Below are 23,815 nucleotides of genomic sequence, written 5' to 3' on the forward strand. Positions count from 1 at the left end.
GTAACCATCGCGGCGGACAGTGGACTGCAATTCAAGCGGCTCATTTCTCCCAGCCGCTCAGCCCGGAAGAGTAGACAGGCCCTTTCCATGAGTCGTCCGATACACCGGAGTCCGGCATGAAGTTGTGGATGCTGACTTCGGTCACCGGAGTCATTCTGGTCGCGTGCATCGTCGAGCTCCTGCGTCGGCGCAAGCTCAAGGAGAAGTACGCGTTCCTCTGGGTGATCACCGGCCTGGTGATCATCCCGCTCGGGTTCTTCCCGTCCCTGCTCGACTCCGTCGCGCGTGCGGTGGGGGTCGCCTCGGGCGTCAGCCTCATTCTGTTCCTCAGCGTGGCGTTCCTGTTCATCGTCTGCCTCCAGTTGAGCTGGGAGGTCGGCCACCTCGAGGAGGAGGGCCGGACGCTATCGGAGGAGGTCGCTCTGTTGCGGATAGACGTACAGGAACTGCGGGCACAGGCATCGGACGCCCAGCAGGCACCGGCCGGGGAGATGGCCGACTCGGCCGAACAGGGGGGCGGCAAGTGATCGACGGCAAGCGCGTACTGATCATCATGCCCGCGTGGAACGAGGCCGACGGCGTCGCCGACGTCATCAAGGAGGTCCACACCACGCTGCCCGGTGTCGACGTCCTCGTCGTCGACGACGGCTCCGCCGACGGCACGTCCCGGGTGGCCAAGGCCGCCGGCGCGACCGTGATGACCCTGCCGTACAACCTCGGTGTCGGCGGCGCGATGCGGGCCGGTTACCGCTACGCCCACGACCGCGGCTACGACGTCGCCATCCAGGTCGACGCGGACGGGCAGCACGACCCGCGCAACGTTCCCGAACTCCTGGCCCGCCTGGGCCACTCCGACCTGGTCATCGGCGCGCGCTTCGCCGGCACCGGGGACTACGAGACCCGCGGCCCGCGCAAGTGGGCCATGCTCGTCCTCGCCTTCTGGCTCTCGCGCATGGCCAAGTCGAAGCTCACCGACGTGACCTCCGGCTTCCGCGCCTGCAACCGCGACCTGATCGACGTGTTCGCGCACTGGTACCCCGTCGAGTACCTCGGCGACACCGTGGAGAGCACCATCGCCGTCGTCCGGGCGGGCTACCGCATCGAGCAGGTCCCGGTGGCCATGAGGCCCCGCGCGACCGGCACGCCCAGTCAGTCGCCCTGGAAGGCCACGCTCTACCTCGGCCGCATCGGCATGATCCTGCTGCTCGCGCTGAGCCGCCGGTCCGCCCTCGGCCCGGCGCGGAAGGGCAAGTGACGCGGTGGAGACGCTCGACATCATGCTGCCGCACTACGGCGACACCGGTCTGCTCCAGGCCGCCGTACGCAGCGTGCTCGACCAGACCGACAAGGACTGGCGGCTGACCGTCGTCGACGACGGCCGCGAGGAGGGCGTACCCGAGTGGTTCGCCTCCCTCGGCGACAGCCGGGTGCGCTACATGCGCAACGAGCGGAACCTCGGCATCACCAAGAACTTCCGCAAGTGCGTGGAGCTTGTGGAGTCCACCCACTTCACCATGCTCGGCAGCGACGACCTGCTGCTGCCCGACTATGTGGCCACGATCCGCGCCGCCGTCGAGGCGGTCCCGGACGCGGCGATCTACCAGCCGGGCGTCGAGGTCATCGACGAGCACGGCAACCCCTCCACCACGCTGGGCGACGAGGTCAAGAAGCGGCTGTACGCGCCGAAGGACAAGGGCCGCCGTCTGGTCCTGTCCGGCGAGCCGCTGGCCGCGAACCTGCTCGGTGGCAACTGGCTGTACTTCCCCTCGATCGCCTGGCGCGCCGACGCCGTCAAGGAGATCAGCTTCCGAGAGGACCTCTCGGTCATCCAGGACCTGGCTCTGATCATCGAGCTGATCCGGCGCGGGGAGAAGCTGGTGGTCGAGCCGGTGACGGCGTTCCGCTACCGGCGCCACTCCGGAAGCCTCTCCTCGGCCGAGGCCGTGACCGGCGCCCGCTTCGGCGAGGCCGTGCGGTTCTTCAACGAGGTGGCCGTGGATCTCGACCGGCACGGCTGGCCGAAGGCCGCCCGGGCCGCGCGCCGGCACCTGTCCATGCGACTCCACGCGCTGACCCTGCTTCCCGGTGCGCTGCGGCAGCGTCAGTCGGCCACGATACGTCGGCTGCTCGGCTACGCCCTGACTTCCACTCCTTGACCGCCCTCCCGGGGCTGCAGGACGCGGTCCCGCCGCCCCGCTGAACTCCCTCTGGTAGCAACATGACTCCCACTCAAGCAGCAGACCTGCCGGCGGTACCTCGGTTCAGCATCATCGTGCCGGCGTACGGCGTCGAAGCGTATCTGCGGGACTGCCTCGACTCCGTGCTGAGCCAGTCGTTCGGGGACTTCGAGGTCATCGCCGTCAACGACGCCTCGCCCGACGCCTGCGGCGAGATCATGAACGAATACGCGGCGCTGGACGCGCGGGTCGTGGCGGTCCAGCTGGCGACCAACGTCGGCCTGGGCCGCGCCAGGAACGCCGGAATGGCCCGCGCCAAGGGCACGTACCTGCTGTTCCTGGACAGTGACGACACCATGCTGCCCGGCGCCCTGCAGGCGATCGCACAGCGCCTGGAGCAGACCGAGGACCCCGATCTGCTGGTCTTCGACTACGCCCGTACGCACTGGGACGGCCGGATCACCCCCAACGCGAAGGCCGCGGTGCTGGCCGAAAGTCCTCGTGGCGCCTTCGCCCTGGACGAGAAGCCGGAGCTCCTCGGCCTGCTGCAGGTCGCCTGGAACAAGGCGTACCGCCGTGAGTTCGTGGAGCGTTGGGGCTTCGCCTACCCCACGGGCTACTACGAGGACACGCCCTGGACCTACCCGGTCCTGGTCGCCGCCGAGCGGATCGCCGTCCTCCCCCGGGTCTGCGTCCACTACCGCCAGCGGCGCCAGGGCAGCATCCTGCACAGCAGGAGCCGTAAGCACTTCGACGTCTTCGACCAGTACGAGCTGGTCTTCTCCTTCCTGACGGAGCACCCGGAGTTCGAGCGCTGGCACAGCGCCCTGTTCGAGCGGATGATGACCCACTTCCGGGTGATCGAGCGCTCGCCGGGCCGGCTCCCGGACGATGCCCGCGAGGAGTTCCACACCCGGGCCCTGGCAGCCGAACGCGCCCACCGCCCCGCCGGCTACAAGGAGCCGCAGGGCTCCCCGTCCGCCGCGCGCAGGGCCGCCGCACGGCTGCCGGTGCCGCTGCGCAAGGTCGCCCGCGGCGCCTACCGGTCGGCACGCAGGCTGCGCAGGGCCCCGCGCAAGCTGCGCAAGCCGCTGCGCAACATGGTCCTCAACGGCTACTACCGCGCGCAGCGCATGCTGCCGGTGCAGAACGACGTCGCCGTGTTCGCCGCGTACTGGAACACCGACTACGCCTGCAACCCGGCGGCGGTGCACCAAAAGCTCCTCGAGCTGGCCCCGAAGATCAAGACGACCTGGATCCTCAAGCCCGGTTCGCGCAACACCCCACCGCCCGGCACGAACGTCGTCCACCCGGGGTCCTTCGCCTTCTGGCGCGCGATGGCCCGTGGCAAGTACTTCGTGAACAACGTGAACTTCCCCACCCGGGTGGTCAAGCGGCCCGGTCAGATCCATCTGCAGACGCACCACGGCACTCCGCTGAAGCGGATGGGTGTCGACCTGGCGGAGTTCCCGGTCGGCAAGGGCGACCTGAACATGAAGACGCTGATGCAGCGGGTGGACCGCTGGGACTACAGCGTCTCGGCGAACAGCTTCACCACGGCGATCTGGGACCGCGCCTATCCTGCCGAGTACACCTCGCTCGACTACGGCTATCCGCGCAACGACGTCCTCGTGCGGGCCACCGAGGAGGACCGGGCGCGGGCCCGCGAGAAGCTCGGCATCACCCCCGGCTCGACGGTCGTGCTCTACGCGCCGACCCACCGCGACTACCACAGCAGCCCCCGCCCGATGCTGGACCTGGAGCGGTTCGCCCATGAACTCGGCGACGGCTTCACCGTGCTGTCCCGCGCGCACTACTTCCACCTGCACGTCCCCGACGGCAGCGGCGTGAGGGGCGGGCACGGCATCCTCGACGTCAGCGGACACCCCTCGATCGAAGAGCTGTACCTCGCGGCCGACTGTCTGCTGACCGACTACTCCTCGCTGATGTTCGACTACGCGCTCCTGGACCGGCCCATCGTCGTCTTCGCGAACGACTGGGAGGTCTACCGCGCCACCCGAGGGACATACTTCGACATTCACGTCGAATCTCCGGGCCATGTGGTGGAAACCGAGACAGACCTCCTCGACGTCTTCCTCTCAGGACGCTGGTCGGACGAGGCGTCCACGAAGGCGCGGGCGGAGTTCCGCAGACGTTTCTGTGAGTTCGACGACGGTTTCGCCGCGGAGCGTGTGGTGCGAAAGGTCTTCCTGAACCAGGACAATGAACCGCCGGTGACGCTCCCCACAGAGCGACCGAGCCCTCGTGCACGAGGCTAGAGCTACCGTGTCCGGCGAGCCCGGCCATCGCCGTCACGAACGAACACCTTGAGGAAAGGCGCAGTACCCCAATGCCTCCCCGCCTGTCAGTAGTCGTTCCCGTTTACAACGTGGAGCTCTTCCTCGACGAGTGCCTTCAGTCGCTCGTCGACCAGACGTTCACCGAGTGGGAAGCCGTCGTCGTCGACGACGGCTCCACCGATGGCAGTCTGGCGATCGCACGACGCTGGGCGGCGAAGGACGCGCGTATCCGTGTCGTCGAGCAGGAGAACAAGGGACTGGGCCCGGCACGGAACACCGGTGTCGCGCATCTCACCGACGGTACGGAGTTCCTCGCGTTCGTCGACAGCGACGACATCGTGCTGCCTGACGCCTACGAGCGGTGCATCGCCGCTCTGGAAGAGTCCGGCTCCGATTTCGTCAGCGGCAACGTGAACCTCCTCAAGGCCGGCGAGGTCCTTCCCTCGCCGCTGCACGAGAAGCGTCTGGGCAAGGACCGCACGCGGACGCACATCACCCGTGACAAGGCTCTCGTCTACGACCGCACCGCCTGGAACAAGGTCTTCCGCCGGTCGTTCTGGGACCGTCACGCCTTCGAGTTCCCCGGCATCCTCTACGAGGACGCCCCGGTCACCCTCCCGGCCCACTTCCGGGCCTCCTCGGTCGACGTCCTCGGGGAGCCGATCTACCTGTGGCGCCAGCGGACCGGCGGCGCCCCGTCGATCACCCAGCGCCGCACGGAGCCGGTCAACGTCCGCGACCGCATCCGCTCGTGCGACTCCGTCAGCCGCTTCCTCGCCTCCCAGCCCGGCGAGGCGTACGCCGAGCACAAGCGCTGGTACGACGAGATCTTCATCAGCGACGAGCTGCCCCTGTTCATGGGCGTCCTCGACGAGGCCGGGGACGAGTTCCGCACGCTGTTCATGACCGGGGCCGCCGACTTCCTCAGCCGCGTCGACCCCCGGATCATGCCCCGTCTCACGGTCTCCCTGCGGCTGAAGTGCCATCTGATCTCCCAGGGACGCCTGGACGAACTCCTCGACCTGCTCGCCTTCGAGCGGGAGACCGGCCGCGCGGTCCCGGTGACCCGCCAGGGCCTGCGCCACTTCGCCGACTATCCGGTCATAGACCGGGCCAAGGGCGAGGTTCCGCGCCAGGTCCTCCGGGTCGACTCCGACTTCTCGGCGCGGGCCCGGGTCGAAGAGGTGAACTGGCGCGGCGGCCGCCTGCACATCGACGGCCACGCCTACATCCGTAACCTGTCGGCCGAGAAGCCCAAGCCGGCGCTGCGCGTGCTCATGCTGCGCGAGACCGGCAGCCGGCGCACGGTCCTGGTCCGCCCCACCCGGACGCAGGCACCCAAGGCCACCCAGACCTCGGGGCAGTCGCTGCACAACTACGACTGGTCCGGCTTCGCCCTCGACCTCGACCCCGCCAAGCTCAAGGGCCGGGGCGGCTGGCGCGACGGCGTCTGGCGGCTGACGGTCGCCACCGTGCAGCAGGGCGTGATACGCCGTACGCGCCTCAAGGCCGGTGAGAGCGGCAGCGCCGAGAGTCCCGCCCAGCACTGGGTGGAGGACGACGTCCGGGTCGTGCCGTACGTCGTCGACAGCCACCTGTACGTCCGCGTCGACCGGGTGCGTGCCCGGCTGACCGGCCACCGTGCCGTGGACGGCGCGATCGAACTGACCGGAGTCCTCGGCCACGAGGCCGCGGCGGGCGGCGCGACCGCCAGGCTGCGCCTGACGCACGCGACCTCCGGCGCCCGGAACGAGTACGCGGTGAACCGAACGGCCTCCGCCTCGGGCGCCCAGGAGTTCTCCGTACGGGTTCCGCTCGCGGACCTGGACGTCGAGGGGCGCGACTCGGACAACCCCGAGGTCACCGACAAGTGGACCGCCGAGCTGCTGATCGCCGGCCGCAAGTTCCCGGTCGCGGTGGACGACAAGCACGGCGACCTCGGCCGCCAGCACCCGCTCACCGCCGACGCCTCCGCCCCGTGGGGCGCCAGGGCGATCGCGGTGACCAACGACGGCGTCGGCCGGCTCGTGCTGCGCACCCAGCCGGTCCAGCCCATGATCAGCGGCATCACCGTCACCCCCGAGGGACGGATACTCCTTGAGGGCTCCGTGCCCGCCACGGTCGACGAGCCGGTCGAACTGGTGATGCGCCACAGCCGCCACGCGGAGGAGCACGCCCACCCGGCCACCGTCGAGGACGGCACCTTCCGGGCCGACTTCCTGCCTGTGCCCGCCGGGATCACCGAGGTCCCGCTGCGCCAGGGCCGGTGGTACTTCTTCGCCCGTACCACCGAGAGCCGCCTCGAGGTGCCCCTCCGGGTCGTCCCGACGTCCATGCCGGACCTGCCGGTCGGCTTCACGGCCCGCGGCCGCGACTACGCCCTCACCCACCGGTTCTACGACCGGCTGCTCGTCGAGGCCGCCCCCGACCTCGGCACCGAGGAGTTCGGCTGGTACCGCCAGCGCCAGCTGCGGACCAAGCTGTACGCCGAGGCCCGCACCGCGCCCCTGCGCGACACCGTGCTGTACGCCTCCTTTTCCGGCCGCCAGTTCTCCGACTCGCCGCGCGCGGTCTACGAGGAGCTGCTGCGTCAGGGCTCGGACCTGGAGCACGTGTGGGTCGTGGAGGACCGGCGGGCGGACATCCCGGAGGGCGTCAAGGTCATCCGCCGGTGGAGCCGCGAGTGGTACGAGGCCCTGGGTCGCAGCCGCTTCATCGTCACCAACACCCACCTGCCGCACTGGATCCGGCGCCGCGAGGGCCAGGTGATCGTGCAGACCTGGCACGGCACCCCGCTCAAGCGGATCGGTCACGACATAGACAGCGTGCAGTTCGCGGACCGCAAGTACCTGTCCAAGGTCGCCGAGGAGACGCCGAGCTGGAGCTTCCTCGTCTCCCCCAACCGTTTCTCGACGCCGATCATGAAGCGGGCGTTCCAGTACGACGGGGAGATCCTGGAGTCCGGCTACCCGCGCAACGACGTCCTGCTGTCCGAGAAGACCGAGGACCTGGCGCGCACCGTGCGCGAGCGCATCGGCCTGCCGGACGACAAGAAGGTCGTGCTGTACGCGCCGACCTGGCGGGACGACCAGTTCTACCAGGCGGGCAACTACAAGTTCGATCTGCGGCTCGACATCGAGAAGGCCGCGGCACGCCTCGGTGAGGACCACGTCCTGCTGGTCCGTAAGCACTCGAACATCGTCGACGCCGTGCCCGGCGCGGGCGACGGCTTCGTCTGGGACGTCTCCAGCTACCCCGACATCGCCGAGCTGTTCCTGATCACCGATGTGCTGATCACGGACTACTCCTCCCTGATGTTCGACTTCGCGAACACCGGGCGGCCCATGCTCTTCTTCACGTACGACCTCGAGTACTACCGCGACCAGCTCCGCGGCTTCTACTTCGACTTCGAGAAGCGGGCTCCCGGCCCGCTGCTGCAGACGTCGGACGAACTGATCGAGGCATTGAGCGACATCAAGCGGATCAGCGCCGGATACACCGAGGCGTACCGTGAGTTCCGCGATGTCTTCTGCGACCTCGACGACGGCCACGCCTCCGAGCGCGTGATCCGGCGGATGCTGGAGCTGGCATACCCCGACCGACCGTCCCTCGACCCCGCGGAGCAGCGTTGAGATTGCCGACCATTCCCTACGTCAGCGAGCGGCTGGAACGGATCCCGGCTCAGCGGCGGCTGCCCCTCGCGGTATACGCCACCACCCAGGTGATCTTCCTGGTCTGGTGGGCCGCCTTCTACCCGGGCGGGATGAGCTACGACTCCATCTCGTACGTCTGGCACGTCACCACCGGCCACTGGATGTCGAACCACTCGGTGGCCTACGACAGCCTGGTGTGGCTCTCGCTCCAACTCACCGGTGACCTCGCCGCGCTCACGTTCCTGCAGACCGTGGCGATGGCCGCGTCCCTCGCCTATGTGACGGTGACGCTGCGTCAGTTCGGGGTGCGGGGCAAGTGGAGCGCGCCCGCCGCGATCGCGTGCGCGGTGCTGCCCTCGATCGGTGTCTTCACCGTGTTCGTGTGGAAGGACGTGCCCTTCGCCATCGGCGGCATCCTCGCCTTCGGCGCGGCGGGCCGGCTGGCGGCACGGCGGCTCCGGGGCGAACAGGCCGTCCGCGACAAGGCGTTCCGCAACGAGATCGCGATCCTGTTCCTCGGCTTCCTGTGCATGGGGATCTTCCGGAACAACGGTCTCCTCGTCGCCGTCATCGCGGTCCCGGTGCTGCTGCTCGTCCTGCCGAAGATGCGGCGCTGGCTGCTGTTCGCGACCGTGGTGCCGGTGGTGATCGCCGCGGTGCTCAACACGGTGATCTACCCGGCCCTGGGCGTGCAGACGCCGACCAAGGACCAGGTGTACGCGATGAACTACGCGGACATCGCGGTGGTCTACGGCAACGTGCCGTACACGTTCACCAAGGCCGACAAGGACCTGATGGCGAAGGTCGCGCCGATGGACCACTGGAGCGGGCGGGCGGCGAACTGCTACAACGCCGACTGGGCGATGAAGAAGCCCATGGACCGCAAGACGGCCGAGAAGCTCAACAGCGAGCTGATCGACCTGTGGGTGCGGGTCATGAAGCGCACGCCGGACCAGATGATCTCGGCCCGGCTGTGCCGCTCGCACATCGCGTGGTCCCCGTTCCCGGGCCCGAAGGAGCTGATGGGGCACACGCTCATCAGCCCGCCGGCCGTGCCGAAGAACCTGTTCGGCTGGGCGGACTGGAACGAGGAGGTGCGGGACAGCCCGTACCGGCCGCTGCTGAAGATCCGTCCGCTGTCGGAGCAGCTGAACGACGTGGCGTACTTCACCTGGATGGCCAGCAAGACGCCGCAGCTGCAGTGGCTGCTGTTCCGTGGCGCGTTCTGGTGCTACGCGGCGTACGCGGTCGTGCTGGCGTTCTCCCGCCGGAACCGGACGTGGACACCGCTCGCGCTGCTGGCGATTCCGTTGGCGCTCCAGCTGACGGTGGTGGCGGCGAACCCCGCTCCGCTGGCGCGGTACATGTTCGCCCCGATGTTCATCGGCATCCTGGCGCTCCCCCTGATCGGCGCGAAGCCCCGCTTCGGCAAGCAGGGCACCCAGAACCCGTCGACGTCGACCCCGAACTCCCAGCGCGACCCGGAACCGGAACCCGAACGGGTCCACTGACCGTCCCGGCCCACCCGAAAGGGCCCGGCCGCTCCCCGAAGGGGGCGGCCGGGCCCTTTCGTCACTCCCGGCGCGGCGCCGACGGAGCCTAGAACGGGTTGAAGTCGTCGAACTCCCGCTGCGCCTCGTCCCGCTCCGCGTCCCGGTCCCGGCGGCGCTGCGCCGCCGGGCGCGGGGCCTCGAGGCGGTGGTCCTCGCCACGGCGGCCGAGCATCTCGGCGCCGGCCATCATCGTGGGCTCCCAGTCGAAGACGACCGCGTTCTCGTCGGAGCCGATCGCGACGCCGTCGCCCGCGCGGGCGCCCGCCTTCATCAGGGCGTCCTCGACGCCGAGGCGGTTGAGGCGGTCGGCCAGGTAGCCGACGGCCTCGTCGTTGTTGAAGTCGGTCTGGCGGACCCAGCGCTCCGGCTTCTCGCCGCGCACGCGGTAGACGTCCTCGTCCGCGTCGTACGTGACCGTGAAGCCCGTGTCGTCGACCGCCTTCGGGCGGATGACGATCCGGGTCGCCTCCTCCTTCGGCTTGGCCGCACGCGCCTTGGCGACGATGTCGGCCAGCGCGAAGGACAGCTCCTTCAGGCCCGTGCGGGCCACGGCCGAGGCCTCGAAGACCTGGTAGCCGCGCGCCTCCAGGTCCGGGCGGATCATGTCCGCGAGGTCCTGGCCGTCCGGGATGTCGATCTTGTTGAGGACGACGATCCGGGGGCGGTCGTCGAGCCCGCCGTACTGCTTGAGCTCCTCCTCGATCACGTCGAGGTCGGAGACCGGGTCGCGGTCGGACTCCAGCGTCGCCGTGTCCAGGACGTGCACGAGGACCGAGCAGCGCTCCACATGGCGCAGGAACTCCAGGCCCAGGCCGCGGCCCTGGCTGGCGCCCGGGATCAGGCCCGGCACGTCGGCGATCGTGTACACGGTCGAGCCGGCGGTGACGACGCCCAGGTTCGGGACGAGCGTGGTGAAGGGGTAGTCCGCGATCTTCGGCTTGGCGGCCGACAGGACGGAGATGAGCGAGGACTTGCCCGCGCTCGGGTAGCCCACCAGCGCCACGTCGGCGACGGTCTTCAGCTCCAGGACGATGTCCCGCGCCTCGCCGGGCTCGCCGAGGAGCGCGAAGCCGGGGGCCTTGCGGCGGGCGGAGGACAGCGCGGCGTTGCCGAGGCCGCCGCGGCCGCCCTGGCCCGCGATGAAGGTGGTGCCCTGCCCGACGAGGTCGGCGAGCACGTTGCCCTGCTTGTCGAGGACGACGGTGCCGTCGGGCACGGTCAGGACGAGGTCCTGGCCGTCCTTGCCGGAGCGGTGGTCGCCTGCGCCGGGCTGACCGTTGGTCGCCTTGCGGTGCGGCGAGTGGTGGTACTCGAGGAGCGTGGTGACGGCCTGGTCGACGACCAGGATCACATCGCCGCCACGGCCGCCGTTGCCGCCGTCGGGGCCGCCGAGCGGCTTGAACTTCTCCCGGTGGACGGAGGCGCAGCCGTGGCCTCCGTTACCCGCGGCGACATGCAGTTCGACGCGGTCCACGAAGGTGGTCATGGTTGTGCCTCCATCTAATTACGTGCGGAATGTCTATCTAGTAACACGCGAAAGGCGGACCCGCTTCCCGTTACGGGAAGTGAGGTCCGCCTCCGCAAAAGAACCGATCAGGCGACCGGAACGATGTTCACGACCTTGCGGCCACGGTGGGTGCCGAACTGCACCGCACCGGCGTCCAGCGCGAACAGCGTGTCGTCGCCGCCGCGGCCGACGCCCGAGCCCGGGTGGAAGTGGGTGCCACGCTGGCGGACCAGGATCTCACCGGCGCTGACGACCTGACCGCCGAAGCGCTTCACGCCGAGCCGCTGAGCGTTGGAGTCGCGACCGTTCCGAGTGGACGATGCGCCCTTCTTGTGTGCCATCTCTCCTCAGTCCCTTACTTCGCAGCCGTGGGGATGCCGGTGACCTTGATCGCCGTGTACTGCTGGCGGTGGCCCTGGCGACGGCGGTAGCCGGTCTTGTTCTTGTAGCGAAGGATGTCGATCTTCGCGCCCTTGTGGTGGTCCACGACCTCGGCCGTGACCTTGATACCGGCCAGGACCCACGGGTCGCTGGTCACGGCGTCGCCGTCGACAACGAGCAGGGTCGAGAGCTCGACCGTGTCGCCAACCTTGGCAGTGGAAATCTTGTCAACCTCAACGATGTCGCCGACAGCAACCTTGTGCTGGCGACCACCGCTGCGCACGATGGCGTACACGCGGATCTCTCTCTCACTCGGGAACGGACCCCTGATGCCAGCCGCTCACACGGGCGAGGCCCGCGGTGATCCGGAAGTGGACGAGCGGCCTCTCCCGGCAGACCGGGAGGAGGGTGCTCAGGGGGGTGGCGTGCCATACGACACGCCGACGGTCAAGGTTACGGGCCGGTGCCGCGGGGGGTCAAATTCAGCGGACCACCCAGTCGGCCGTCACGCTTCGGCGGTCTCCGCGACGAAAGCGCGCAGCCAGGCGCGGAACTCGGGACCCAGGTCCTCGCGCTCGCACGCGAGACGCACGATCGCCCGCAGATAGTCGCCGCGGTCGCCCGTGTCGTAGCGGCGCCCCTTGAAGACGACACCGTGCACGGGACCGCCCACGGCCTCGTCCCGCGCCAGCGTCTGCAGGGCGTCGGTGAGCTGGATCTCCCCGCCGCGGCCCGGCTCGGTCTCGCGCAGCACGCCGAAGACGGCCGGGTCGAGGACGTAGCGGCCGATGACGGCGTAGCTGCTCGGCGCCTCGGCCGGGTCCGGCTTCTCCACCAGGCCGGTGATCCGTACGACGTCGGCGTCCTCGGTCGGCTCGACGGCGGCGCACCCGTACAGATGGATCTGCGCCGGGTCCACCTCCATCAGCGCGATGACGCTGCCGCCGCGCTGCGTCAGGACATCCAGCATCCGGGCGAGCAGCGGGTCACGGGGGTCGATCAGGTCGTCGCCGAGGAGGACGGCGAACGGCTCGTCGCCGACGTGCGGGGCCGCGCAGAGCACCGCGTGGCCGAGGCCGCGGGGGTCGCCCTGCCTGACGTAGTGCATGGTGGCGAGCTCGCTCGACTCCTGCACCTTCGCCAGCCGCTCCTCGTCACCCTTGCGGGTGAGGGCGGACTCCAGTTCGTGGTTCCGGTCGAAGTGGTCCTCGAGAGGGCGCTTGTTGCGCCCCGTCACCATGAGGACGTCCGGCAGTCCCGCCGACACCGCCTCCTCCACCACGTACTGGATGGCGGGCTTGTCGACGACGGGCAGCATCTCCTTGGGAGTGGCCTTCGTCGCCGGCAAGAACCTCGTGCCCAGACCGGCGGCGGGGATGACCGCCTTGCGGACACGCGTGGTGGGGATGTTGTTCATCGGGCTGGTTCCTGTTTTCCGAATCTCGTGTCAAAACCGTGTGGGCCGTCCTCGGGCGAGGACGGCCCACACGGGCCGGCTGCGTCGGTGCCCCGTCAGTCCTGCGCGGGGGCCGCGGTCTTCTTGGCAGCCTTCTTGGCGGTCGTGGTCTTCTTCGCCGCCGTCTTCTTGGCAGCCGCCGTCTTCTTGGTGGCGGCCTTCTTGGCGGTGGCCTTCTTGGCCGTCTTGCGGGCCGTCTTCTTGGCCGGGGCGGCTGCCTCGGCCTCGGACGCCGCCTCGGACACCTCGCTCGCGGGCTCGGCGGCGACCGGGGTCTCGACCACCACGACGGCGGCCTCCTCGGCACCGGCCGGGGAACCGGCGGGAGCGGTGACCTTGCGGACCACACGGCGGCGGGCCCTCGGCGGGGCGCCCACGGGGGCCTCCTCGACTACCGGCTCGGGCGCGGCCTCCACGACCGGCTCGGGCTCCACGACCGGCTCGGGCGCGGTCACCACGACCGGCTCGGGCTCCACGACGGGCGCCGGGGCAGGCGAACCGGCCGGGGCCGTCGCCTTGCGGGTGGCACGGCGGCGGGCCCTCGGCGGGGCGGCCACGGGGGCCTCCTCGACGACCGGCTCGGGCGCGGCCTCCACGACCGGCTCGGGCTCGACGACCGGCTCGGGCGCGGCCTCCACGACCGGCTCGGGCTCGACGACCGGCTGCGGCTCGACGACCGGCGGGCCGGCGGGCGCGGAGACCTTGCGGGTCGCCCGGCGACGGCCACGGCCGCGCGTCGCGGCGGCCTCGGCCTCGGCGGCGCTGCTGTACAGCTCCTCGTCCGGACGGAAGGGCTCCTCCACCGCGACCGGAGCGGCGACCTCGGCGGCCAGCTCGGCCTCCGTCTCGACGGTCTCGGCCTCGGCCGGCTCGACCGCCTCGATGTGCTCGTGCTCGTGCGGCTCGACGCCGCCGCGGCCACGCTTCTTGGCGCGCTTGCCGCCACCGCCGCCACCCGGCGCGGTCGGCTGCTCCATGTGCACGATCACACCGCGGCCGTTGCAGTGGACACAGGTCTCGGAGAACGACTCCAGGAGGCCCTGGCCGACCCGCTTGCGGGTCATCTGGACCAGGCCCAGCGAGGTGACCTCGGCCACCTGGTGCTTGGTCCGGTCCCGGCCCAGGCACTCCAGGAGGCGGCGCAGCACCAGGTCGCGGTTGGACTCCAGGACCATGTCGATGAAGTCGATGACGACGATGCCGCCGAGGTCGCGCAGGCGCAGCTGGCGCACGATCTCCTCGGCCGCCTCGAGGTTGTTCCTCGTGACGGTCTCTTCGAGGTTGCCGCCCTGACCGGTGAACTTGCCGGTGTTGACGTCGACGACGATCATCGCCTCGGTCTTGTCGATCACCAGCGAGCCACCGCTCGGCAGCCAGACCTTGCGGTCCAGCGCCTTCATCAGCTGCTCGTCGATCCGGTACGTCGCGAAGACGTCGACCTCGCTCGTCCACTTGGACAGGCGGTCGGCCAGGTCCGGCGCGACATGGGAGACGTACCCGTGGATGGTCTCCCACGCGTCGTCGCCACTGACGATCACCTTCGAGAAGTCCTCGTTGAAGATGTCGCGGACGACACGGACGGTCATGTCCGGCTCGCCGTAGAGAAGGGTCGGCGCGTTGCCGTTCTTCGCCCTCTTCTGGATCTCCTCCCACTGCGCCTGCAGACGCTCGACGTCACGGCGCAGCTCGTCCTCGCTCGCGCCCTCGGCGGCGGTGCGCACGATGACGCCCGCGTCCTCGGGGACGATCTTCTTGAGGATGGTCTTCAGACGGGCCCGCTCGGTGTCCGGGAGCTTGCGGCTGATGCCGGTCATCGAGCCCTCGGGGACGTACACGAGGTAGCGGCCCGGCAGGGAGACCTGGCTGGTGAGGCGCGCGCCCTTGTGACCGATCGGGTCCTTCGTCACCTGGACGAGGACGGACTGGCCGGACTTGAGCGCGGTCTCGATGCGGCGCGGCCCGTTGGCCATGCCGAGCGCCTCGAAGTTGACCTCACCGGCGTACAGGACGGCGTTGCGGCCCTTGCCGATGTCGACGAAGGCGGCCTCCATCGACGGCAGGACGTTCTGGACCTTGCCCAGGTAGACGTTGCCGACGTACGAGGTGGCCTGCTCCTTGTTGACGTAGTGCTCGACGAGCACGTTGTCTTCCAGGACGCCGATCTGGGTGCGCTCGCCGTTCTGGCGGACGACCATCACGCGCTCGACGGCCTCGCGGCGCGCCAGGAACTCCGCCTCGGTGATGATCGGCACACGACGACGGCCCTGCTCGCGGCCCTCGCGGCGCCGCTGCTTCTTCGCCTCCAGACGCGTGGAGCCCTTGATGGACTGCACCTCGTCGGACGGCTCGGCCTTCTCACGGGCCGGGCGCGGCTCGCGGACCTTGACGACCGTACGGACGCCGTCCTCCTCGCCCGGCTCGGTGTCGGTGGAGGCGTCACCGCTGCGGCGGCGACGGCGGCGACGGCGGCGGGAGCTGCTGGTGCCGGCGGCGGACGGGGTGCCGCCCTCGTACTCGTCGGACTCGTCCCCCTCCTCCTCGGACTCCTCGTCCTCGGCGCGGGGCTCCTCGGCCTCCTCGGCCTCCTCGCCCTCCTCCGCCTCGGTGAGCTCACCGCGGCGACGGCGACGGCCGCCACGACGACGGCGGCGGGAGGGGCGGTCCTCGTACTCGTCGGACTCCTCGGCCTCCACGGCCTCCGTCTCGGGCTCCTCCGCCTCGACCTCGGGCTCGTCGGCCACGGTGGCCGGGACGGGCTCGACGGCGACGGGCTCGGCGGGCTCGCCACGACGACGACGGCGGCGACGGCCGGCGGGCTCGGGACGCTCGGCGGGCTCGGCCGGCTCAGCGGCCCGGACGGCCTCGACCGTCTCGGTGGTCTCCTCTTCCTCCTCCTGGTCCGCGGCCTCGGCGGCAGCGGCGGCGGCCGCGGTCTCCGGGGTCTGGAACATGGGCTCGGTGAAGACCGGGGCCTGGAAGACGGCGACGGCGGGGCGCGCGGCGCGGCGGCCGCGGGGCGCCTCCTCGGCGGCCGGAGCCACGGGGGCGGCGGTCGGCTCGGAGGTGAACTGCGGCGAGGTGGCGCGGCGGCGGGTACGGCCGCGGGTGGCGGCCTTCTCCGCGGCGGCGACCTCGGGCTCGTTCTCACCGGCGGTGATCTGCGCGACGGTCTCCTCCGGCAGGCTCTCACCGGCCGGAGCGGCCTCGGGCGAGGTGGCCTTGCGGGTCGCACGACGACGGGTACGCGGCGCGGGCGCGGCCGGCTCCTCGGCGGGAGCCGCCTCGACAGGCGCCTCCACGGCCGGGGCCTCCACGACCTGCTCGGCGGGCGCCTCGGGCGACGTGGCCTTGCGAGTCGCACGACGACGAGTACGCGGCGCGGGCGCGGCCGGCTCCTCCGCCGGAGCGGCCTCGACAGGCGCCTCCACGGCCGGGGCCTCCACAGCCTGCTCGGCGGGCGCCTCGGGCGACGTGGCCTTGCGAGTCGCACGACGACGAGTACGCGGCGCGGGCGCGGCCGGCTCCTCCGCCGGAGCGGCCTCTACGGGCGCCTCCGCGACGGGTGTCTCCACGACGACCTCGGCGGCGGTGTCCGCGGCGACCGGGGGGCCGGCCGGGCGGGAGGCTGCGCGGCGCCTGCGGCGCGGCGGCAGCTTGTCACCAGGTGCGTTGTTGTTCTCTTCGTTCGGCTCGAGCATGCGGGGTTCTCCCGTCACGCTCCCGGGCGCCGCGCCTTGTTCCGGTCCGGCGGCACGATCGCGCGAGATGCGCGGTGCCGCCGTCCGGGGCGCGGGCGCCGCACGGGAGCTGATGTCTGGCTCGCCGGTTCCGTACGCCCTGTGCGTACGGCCTGGCGAAAGTCTTCTGGTCAGTGCGCTGCCCGACCCAGGTGGCTCCCGAGTGCCAGGGCTGCGCTACAACGACCGCTCCCTACGCGGTACCGGCACCCGGCGCCGTCGCTGAGGCGGTCGCGGCGGCCGTGGGTGGAGCGGCCGTGACTGCCTCGCGGTCGGGCGCGAGCGGGTCGGTCACCGTGCCGGACTCCTCGTCGAAGAGCCCCTGCGCCAGCCTGGTCACCGCAGCGGGGACCGGCGGCGCCAGGTCGGCCACAGCTCGGAGACCGGACAGGACGTCGTCGGGTCGTACGGCAGGTGTCACGTGCCGAACAACCAGCCGCAGTATCGCACAGGCATTGTCCAGCGGCCTATCAGCCTCGGATCGTGCCTGTGGACGGTCGGCGACGAGGTCGGCGACGGCGGAACGGGCGTCGAAGGTGCGGATGCCGTTCTTGGTCTTGCGCTTCACTTCCACGGTCTCGGCGGCGAGGAAGGCCTCGACGGCCTTCCGCGCCTCCTCGACGGTGACGCCGTCGAGCCGCAGCTCCCACACGGAGGCGGTGAGCCGGTCGGCGAGCCCGGAGGTCCGGGCCTCGACGGCATCGGTGATGTCGAGGCCGGCCGGGAGCGACTCGTCGAGCAGGACCCGCAGCGTCTCCGGATCCCGCGTCTCGGTGAGGGCGATCTCCAGGTACTCGGCCTCGGATCCCGTACCCGTGGGGGCGGCGTTGGCGTACGACACCTTGGGGTGCGGGGTGAAGCCGGCCGAGTACGCCATGGGCACGTCGGCTCGGCGCAGCGCACGCTCGAACGCACGCTGGAAGTCACGGTGGCTGGTGAACCGGAGGCGGCCGCGCTTGGTGTAGCGCAGTCGGATGCGCTGCACCGCCGGTGCGGGCGGCGGGCCTTCGGGCTGTCGCTTGCCCAGTGGTTCTTCTCCTCGGTGCGGGGCGGACGCGGGTGGCGCACCGCCCACGAAATGCGGGTCGCCCCTGGGGGTCCCGACCGGCTCACCCCCGCCTGAACGGGGAGATCTCGGGTGCGGGCGCCGCGCCGGAGGCGGTTGTTGTACTACCCAGAGTACGCGTAGAGGCCGCCACCGGTTCCCCAGGCTCGGTCGGCCGGGCTCCGCCGACCAGGGCGTGCCAGGCGTCCCGCCTGGCCTGTCGCACGGTGGCGCGGGCGGAGGCGAGGGCGGCGCGGGCGGCGCGCCCGGCTTCGAGGGCGGCCATCCGGGCCGGGGCCCAGACCTGGTCGCGGACCCAGTGCCCGACGGGGGTGCACACGCTTCGGTAGACCCGGACGGCGGGCCGGCCGAGCAGCTGCCAGGCCACCCACTTGAGCGCCCGCCCGACGGCCCGGGAGACGAAACCGGCGATCCGCCAGCAGACCTGGAAGGCGTCGCCGATCTCCCGGCAGACGGGGACGATCGCCCGCCGCCACAGCCAGCGGACCGGTGCCACCAGCCCGTACCGGACGACCGGCACGACGACGTACCGCCAGAGCCCCACCCACGGCCACACGAACACGGCCCGGCCCACCCACGCCAGACCACGCCCGAGACCGGTGAACACCCACGCCAGACCACGCCCGAGCGGCGCGAGCACGGTGCCGTACAGCCAGAGGGCGGGGATCACGAAGCCGTAGCGGGCCACCGGCAGGACGCCGTACCGCCACAGGGCGTCGGCCAGGAAGGTGAGCGCCCGGCCGATCGGGGTGAGGATCCAGCGGTACGCCCAGAGGACGGGGACGGCGATCCCGTACCGGACGACCGGCACCACCAGGTACCGCCACAGCCCCACCCACGGCCACACGAACACGGCCCGGCCCACCCACCCGGCGCCGACGGCCAGTCCTCGGAAGAGCGGCGCCAGCACGTTCCGGCCCAGCCAGATCAGCGGGACGGCCAGCTGCCGGCCGAGCCGGCCGAGCCCTCGCCCCAGCGGCCGCAGCAGCACCCGCTCGACGAACCGGCCGCAGACGCACAGCACGTCCCAGACCATCCGGACAGGCACGACGACCACCAGCACGACGATCCGGACCGGCACTCTGATGAACGCCGTGAGGCAGCCCTCGGGCCGGGGCGGCTGCGACTTCTCCATGCTCATGCAGAACATGACGCGACGGCCCGGCCGGGGGTTTCCCCCTGGCCGGGCCGTCGTCGGAGTGTTACCGAACGCGCTACTTGACGACCGACAGCGGCAGCAGCTTCTTGCCCGTCGGACCGACCTGGATCTCGGTCTGCATGGCGGGGCAGACGCCGCAGTCGAAGCACGGCGTCCAGCGGCAGTCCTCGACCTCGGTCTCGTCCAGCGCGTCCTGCCAGTCCTCCCAGAGCCAGTCCTTGTCGAGACCGGAGTCCAGGTGGTCCCAGGGCAGGACCTCCTCGTAGGTGCGCTCGCGCGTGGTGTACCAGTCGACGTCGACGCCCATGGACGGCAGGGTCTTCTCGGCGCACGCCATCCAGCGGTCGTACGAGAAGTGCTCGCGCCAGCCGTCGAAGCGGCCGCCGTCCTCGTACACCGCGCGGATGACCGCGCCGACGCGGCGGTCGCCGCGCGAGAGGAGGCCCTCGACGATGCCGGGCTTGCCGTCGTGGTAGCGGAAGCCGATCGAGCGGCCGTACTTCTTGTCACCGCGGATCTTGTCGCGGAGCTTCTCCAGGCGCGCGTCGGTCTCCTCGGCGGAGAGCTGCGGCGCCCACTGGAACGGCGTGTGCGGCTTGGGCACGAAGCCGCCGATCGACACCGTGCAGCGGATGTCGTTCTGGCCGGAGACCTTGCGGCCCTCGGCGATGACCTTGACCGCCATGTCGCCGATCTGGAGGACGTCCTCGTCCGTCTCGGTCGGCAGGCCGCACATGAAGTACAGCTTCACCTGGCGCCAGCCGTTGCCGTACGCCGTGGAGACGGTCCGGATCAGGTCCTCCTCCGAGACCATCTTGTTGATGACCTTGCGCATGCGCTCGGAGCCGCCCTCGGGGGCGAAGGTGAGACCGGAGCGACGCCCGTTCCTGGTCAGCTCGTTGGCGAGGTCGACGTTGAAGGCGTCGACGCGGGTCGAGGGGAGGGACAGACCGATCTTGTCCTCTTCGTACCGGTCGGCCAGGCCCTTGGCGATGTCGCCGATCTCGGTGTGGTCCGCGGAGGACAGCGAGAGCAGGCCGACCTCTTCGAAGCCGGTCGCCTTGAGACCCTTCTCGACCATCTCGCCGATGCCGGTGATGCTTCGCTCCCGCACGGGGCGCGTGATCATGCCGGCCTGACAGAAACGGCAGCCGCGGGTGCAGCCGCGGAAGATCTCGACGGACATCCGCTCGTGGACGGTCTCGGCGAGCGGGACCAGCGGCTGCTTGGGGTAGGGCCACTCGTCGAGGTCCATGACGGTGTGCTTGGACACGCGCCACGGAACGCCGGAGCGGTTGGGTACGACACGGGCGATGCGGCCGTCGGGCAGGTACTCGACGTCGTAGAAGCCCGGGATGTAGACCGAGCCCGTCTTGGCGAGGCGGAGGAGGACCTCCTCGCGGCCGCCGGGGCGGCCCTCGGCCTTCCAGGCACGGATGATCTCGGTCATGTCGAGGACGGCCTGCTCGCCGTCGCCGATGATCGCCGCGTCGATGAAGTCCGCGATCGGCTCGGGGTTGAAGGCCGCGTGGCCGCCCGCGAGCACGATCGGGTGGTCGACGGTCCGGTCCTTCGACTCCAGCGGGATGCCCGCGAGGTCGAGGGCGGTGAGCATGTTGGTGTAGCCCAGCTCGGTGGAGAAGCTCAGGCCGAAGACGTCGAAGGCGCCGACGGGGCGGTGGCTGTCCACGGTGAACTGGGGGACGCCGTGCTCGCGCATCAGCTCTTCGAGGTCCGGCCAGACGCTGTAGGTGCGTTCGGCGAGGACGCCCTCCCGCTCGTTCAATACCTCGTAGAGGATCATGACGCCCTGGTTCGGCAGACCGACCTCGTACGCGTCCGGGTACATGAGCGCCCAGCGGACATCGGCGGACTCCCACGGCTTGACCGTGGAGTTCAGCTCTCCACCGACGTACTGAATCGGCTTCTGCACGTGCGGGAGCAGGGCTTCGAGCTGCGGGAAGACAGACTCGGCAGCAGACATCTCGAACCTTCGTGAGCTGGCAGGGGGCGACTCTCAAGCGTACCCGGTGCTCAGTGGGTGAGTGCCGCCCTGCTTTTCGGGGCCGAGGCCCGCTCCCAGACCTCGGGGAAGGCGCGTTCCCGGTCCGCGCCGAGGGCTTCCTCCTGGCCGTGCAGGAGTCCCCAGGTGAAGGCGGACTCCCCCGCCGCGTGGGCCTGGATCGCGAGGGTGCGCAGCGTCTCGCGGGCGACGACGCTGTCCTGGTGGTCGCCGAGGACCGACTGGACGGCCTTGAGGTGTCTGGCGAAGCGCTTGGCGGGCTTGCCGAGCGTCGGCACGGCGGCCTCGGCGGCGTAGCGAGCACGCTTGGCGGCCTTGCGGGCCGCGTGCAGGGCGAGGTCGCGCTCGGGCCCCGGGGTGAGGGTGAGGGCGCGGTCGACGCGGCCGGCGAGACGGTCGTAGTCCTTCAGGACCGCCTTGGCGACGACGGGCGGTGCGTCCCGGTGGGCGGCCTTGCGCAGCGGCGGGTCGGTGAGGAGCCGGTCGAGGGTCTTGAGGAGCGCCAGGTGGCGGTCGGACTCCAGGGCGTCGAGGACCGCGCGCCGGGCGTCGGCGCGCCGCGAGGCGTCCCAGACCTGCAGGCGGGCGCGGACGGGGCCGAGGAGCAGGGTGTCGGGGAGGTCGTCGATCCGGCGGCTCAGGTGGGCGGCGAGGACCTCCTGGTCGCGGGCCACGCCGAGCTCTCCCGCCAGCCATTTGAGCTCGTCGCCGATGGGGTCCGTGACCGTTCGGTCGAGGACTCCGCGGTACGTCTTGAAGGCGCTGCGGAGCCGTCGGGTGGCGACGCGCATCTTGTGGACGGCGTCGGGCAGGTCGCGGCGGACGGCGGGGTCGAACCGGACGATGGCCTCGATCTGCTCCCGTACGTACGCGAGGACGCTGGCGCCCGCGGTGGTCTCGCCCAGGGGCTCCGGCCGGACCCGGCTGGGCTCGGGTGTCGTCTCGTCCAGCGCTCTGGCCAGCTTCGACGGTGAGGTGGAGGGCCGTACACCGGCCTTCTTCAGGCGTTTCTCGACCGCGTCGAGGAGGCCGGGGTCGGTGCCGTCCGCCAGCTCGACCTCGATCTCCTTCCAGGAGGCGGTCTCGCCCTGGTCGGTGTCCAGTCGCTCCGCGAGGACCGTGTCCACCGACACTTCGGCCAGCAGGGTGCCTTCGTCGTCCACGAGGTGGCGGACGTCCCGGGAGGAGAGGAGGCGTACGACGGGGACGACGTCCTCGTCCAGGGTGCGGGAGCGCAGGAGCCGCGCCAGGGACACCGGGAGGGTGTCGGCCAGCGGGGCCCTGATCTCGTCCCGGATTCCGGCGGCGACGGGGAACTTGAGGTGCCAGCCGGCGTCCTGGCCGCCGGTGCGGCGGCGCAGGGTGAGCGAGTCGGCGGCCAGGCGCAGGTCGGCGGTGTCGTAGTAGACGGCGTCCAGTTCGGCGACGCCCCGGTCGAGGACGGCGGCCACGCCGGGGGCCCGGGTGAGGTCCGGCAGGGTCGTCTCGTCGGTGGCTTCGTACTTTCGCTCGATCTCGCGCTTCGTCTCCGCCATCATTCGAATCTAATTGCCCCCGGGCCGCCGGTCCATGCCGTTATGTCGCCATCAGTGTCGTGGCGTCATGCCGTCATCGGCCGCTGGACTCTGATCGACTGCAGCAGCCCGATCGCCACCCACACCGCGAACATCGACGAGCCGCCGTAGGAGACGAACGGCAGCGGGAGTCCCGCGACCGGCATGATGCCGAGGGTCATGCCGATGTTCTCGAAGGACTGGAAGGCGAACCAGGCGATGATGCCGGCGGCGACGATCGTGCCGTACAGCTCCGTGGTCTCGCGGGCGATCCGGCAGGCCCGCCAGAGGATGACGCCGAGCAGTGCGAGGATCAGTCCGGCGCCGAGGAAGCCGAGCTCCTCGCCGGCGACGGTGAAGATGAAGTCGGTCTGCTGTTCGGGCACGAACTGGCCGCTGGTCTGGTGGCCGTTGAAGAGCCCCGCGCCGTACAGGCCGCCGGAGCCGATCGCGATGCGTGCCTGGTTGGTGTTGTAGCCGACGCCCGCCGGGTCGAGCTCGGGGTTGGCGAAGGCGGCGAACCGGTTGATCTGGTACTCGTCGAGGACGCCGAGCGCGGCGACGAGGAGGGCGCCGGTGACTCCCGCGGCGATGAGGCCGAAGACCCAGCGGTTGGAGGCGCCGGAGGCGAGGAGCACACCGAGCACGATCACCACCATGACCATCACCGAGCCGAGGTCGGGCATCAGCATGACGATGCCCATCGGGATCGCGGCCAGGACGAGCGCCTTGGCGACGGTGCGGTGGTCGGGGTGGATCTGGTCGCCGGCGTCGACCTTGGCCGCCAGTAGCACCGCCATGATCAGGATGATCGTGATCTTGACGAACTCGCTGGGCTGGAGGGAGAAGCCGCCGCCGATGACGATCCACGCGTGGGCGCCGTTGATGGTCGCGCCGAGCGGGGTGAGAACGGCGAGGATCAGCAGGAGGGAGATGCCGTAGAGGACGGGCACCGCGCCGCGCAGGGCGCGGTGGCCGAGCCAGACGGTGCCGATCATCAGGACGAGACCGATACCTGTGTTGAGCAGGTGACGCCAGAGGAAGTACTGCGGGTCGCCCTGGTTGAGTTCGGTACGGCCCTGGGTGGCGGACCAGACGAGCAGGGAGCCGACGAGGGACAGGGCGAGGCTGGAGAGCAGGATCGGCCAGTCGAGCCGGCGCAGCACCGAGTCGCGGGCGGTGAGTCTCGCGAGCGGCCCGCGCTCGGGGGCGTACCGCGAGACGGAGAAGCCGTGGGGTGCGGTCATCGG

16 protein-coding genes are annotated in these 23,815 nt (G+C 70.7%); 6 read left to right on the top strand and 10 right to left on the bottom strand.

From position 1 onward, the window contains the following. The first annotated feature begins 128 nt into the window (after window positions 1-128). From ABZY12_RS15800 to ABZY12_RS15825, 6 genes are all read left to right on the top strand, one after another. Window positions 129-527, top strand: coding sequence for a DUF2304 domain-containing protein (locus ABZY12_RS15800; RefSeq protein ID WP_356890466.1), 399 nt, complete (start codon window positions 129-131; stop codon window positions 525-527). Beyond that, on the top strand, window positions 524-1,255 hold the full coding sequence (locus ABZY12_RS15805; RefSeq protein ID WP_356890468.1) for a glycosyltransferase family 2 protein: 732 nt from the start codon (window positions 524-526) through the stop codon (window positions 1,253-1,255). Before ABZY12_RS15800 ends, ABZY12_RS15805 begins: the two co-directional genes overlap by 4 nt. 4 nt (window positions 1,256-1,259) lie before the next feature. Then, on the top strand, window positions 1,260-2,156 hold the full coding sequence (locus ABZY12_RS15810; protein WP_356890470.1) for a glycosyltransferase: 897 nt from the start codon (window positions 1,260-1,262) through the stop codon (window positions 2,154-2,156). Window positions 2,157-2,218: 62 nt separating this feature from the next. After that, window positions 2,219-4,456, top strand: a complete 2,238-nt coding sequence (locus tag ABZY12_RS15815; RefSeq protein WP_356890472.1) for a bifunctional glycosyltransferase family 2 protein/CDP-glycerol:glycerophosphate glycerophosphotransferase — start codon at window positions 2,219-2,221, stop codon at window positions 4,454-4,456. Window positions 4,457-4,527: 71 nt separating this feature from the next. Beyond that, entirely contained in the window at window positions 4,528-8,109 is a 3,582-nt protein-coding gene (locus ABZY12_RS15820; protein WP_356890474.1) for a CDP-glycerol glycerophosphotransferase family protein, read from the top strand. A 2-nt stretch (window positions 8,110-8,111) separates the two neighbouring features. Next, the gene (locus ABZY12_RS15825) at window positions 8,112-9,641 is read left to right on the top strand and encodes a DUF6020 family protein (protein WP_356890476.1); all 1,530 of its coding nucleotides are present in this window, start codon (window positions 8,112-8,114) and stop codon (window positions 9,639-9,641) included. An 88-nt stretch (window positions 9,642-9,729) separates the two neighbouring features. Here the strand turns inward: ABZY12_RS15825 and obgE are convergent, their stop codons facing one another. From obgE to rodA, 10 genes are all read right to left on the bottom strand, one after another. Continuing rightward, entirely contained in the window at window positions 9,730-11,169 is a 1,440-nt protein-coding gene (gene obgE / locus ABZY12_RS15830) for a GTPase ObgE (RefSeq protein WP_356890478.1), read from the bottom strand. Window positions 11,170-11,276: 107 nt separating this feature from the next. Then, a complete protein-coding gene (rpmA, locus tag ABZY12_RS15835) occupies window positions 11,277-11,531 on the bottom strand; it encodes a 50S ribosomal protein L27 (protein ID WP_356890480.1) in 255 nt (84 codons plus the stop codon). Window positions 11,532-11,545: 14 nt separating this feature from the next. Further along, window positions 11,546-11,866, bottom strand: a complete 321-nt coding sequence (gene rplU, locus ABZY12_RS15840; protein WP_114036861.1) for a 50S ribosomal protein L21 — start codon at window positions 11,864-11,866, stop codon at window positions 11,546-11,548. A 210-nt stretch (window positions 11,867-12,076) separates the two neighbouring features. Then, window positions 12,077-12,988: a UTP--glucose-1-phosphate uridylyltransferase GalU gene (gene galU / locus ABZY12_RS15845; RefSeq protein ID WP_356890483.1), complete on the bottom strand. Its 912-nt coding sequence runs from the start codon at window positions 12,986-12,988 to the stop codon at window positions 12,077-12,079. A gap of 95 nt (window positions 12,989-13,083) precedes the next feature. Next, window positions 13,084-16,725, bottom strand: coding sequence for an Rne/Rng family ribonuclease (locus ABZY12_RS15850; RefSeq protein WP_356890485.1), 3,642 nt, complete (start codon window positions 16,723-16,725; stop codon window positions 13,084-13,086). Window positions 16,726-16,957: 232 nt separating this feature from the next. Beyond that, complete coding sequence (locus ABZY12_RS15855; protein WP_356890487.1) at window positions 16,958-17,749, bottom strand: TIGR03936 family radical SAM-associated protein; 792 nt, start codon at window positions 17,747-17,749, stop codon at window positions 16,958-16,960. Between the two features lie 124 nt (window positions 17,750-17,873). Continuing rightward, the gene (locus ABZY12_RS15860; protein WP_356890489.1) at window positions 17,874-18,971 is read right to left on the bottom strand and encodes a hypothetical protein; all 1,098 of its coding nucleotides are present in this window, start codon (window positions 18,969-18,971) and stop codon (window positions 17,874-17,876) included. A 73-nt stretch (window positions 18,972-19,044) separates the two neighbouring features. Then, complete coding sequence (locus ABZY12_RS15865) at window positions 19,045-20,973, bottom strand: TIGR03960 family B12-binding radical SAM protein (RefSeq protein WP_356890491.1); 1,929 nt, start codon at window positions 20,971-20,973, stop codon at window positions 19,045-19,047. 50 nt (window positions 20,974-21,023) lie between these two features. Next, window positions 21,024-22,547, bottom strand: a complete 1,524-nt coding sequence (locus tag ABZY12_RS15870; protein WP_356890493.1) for a CYTH and CHAD domain-containing protein — start codon at window positions 22,545-22,547, stop codon at window positions 21,024-21,026. Between the two features lie 65 nt (window positions 22,548-22,612). Beyond that, window positions 22,613-23,812, bottom strand: a complete 1,200-nt coding sequence (rodA, locus tag ABZY12_RS15875; RefSeq protein ID WP_356890495.1) for a rod shape-determining protein RodA — start codon at window positions 23,810-23,812, stop codon at window positions 22,613-22,615. Between the last annotated feature and the right edge of the window lie 3 nt (window positions 23,813-23,815).

It is taken from the genome of Streptomyces sp. NPDC006551 (assembly GCF_040611675.1).
Classification (GTDB): Bacteria; Actinomycetota; Actinomycetes; order Streptomycetales; family Streptomycetaceae; genus Streptomyces.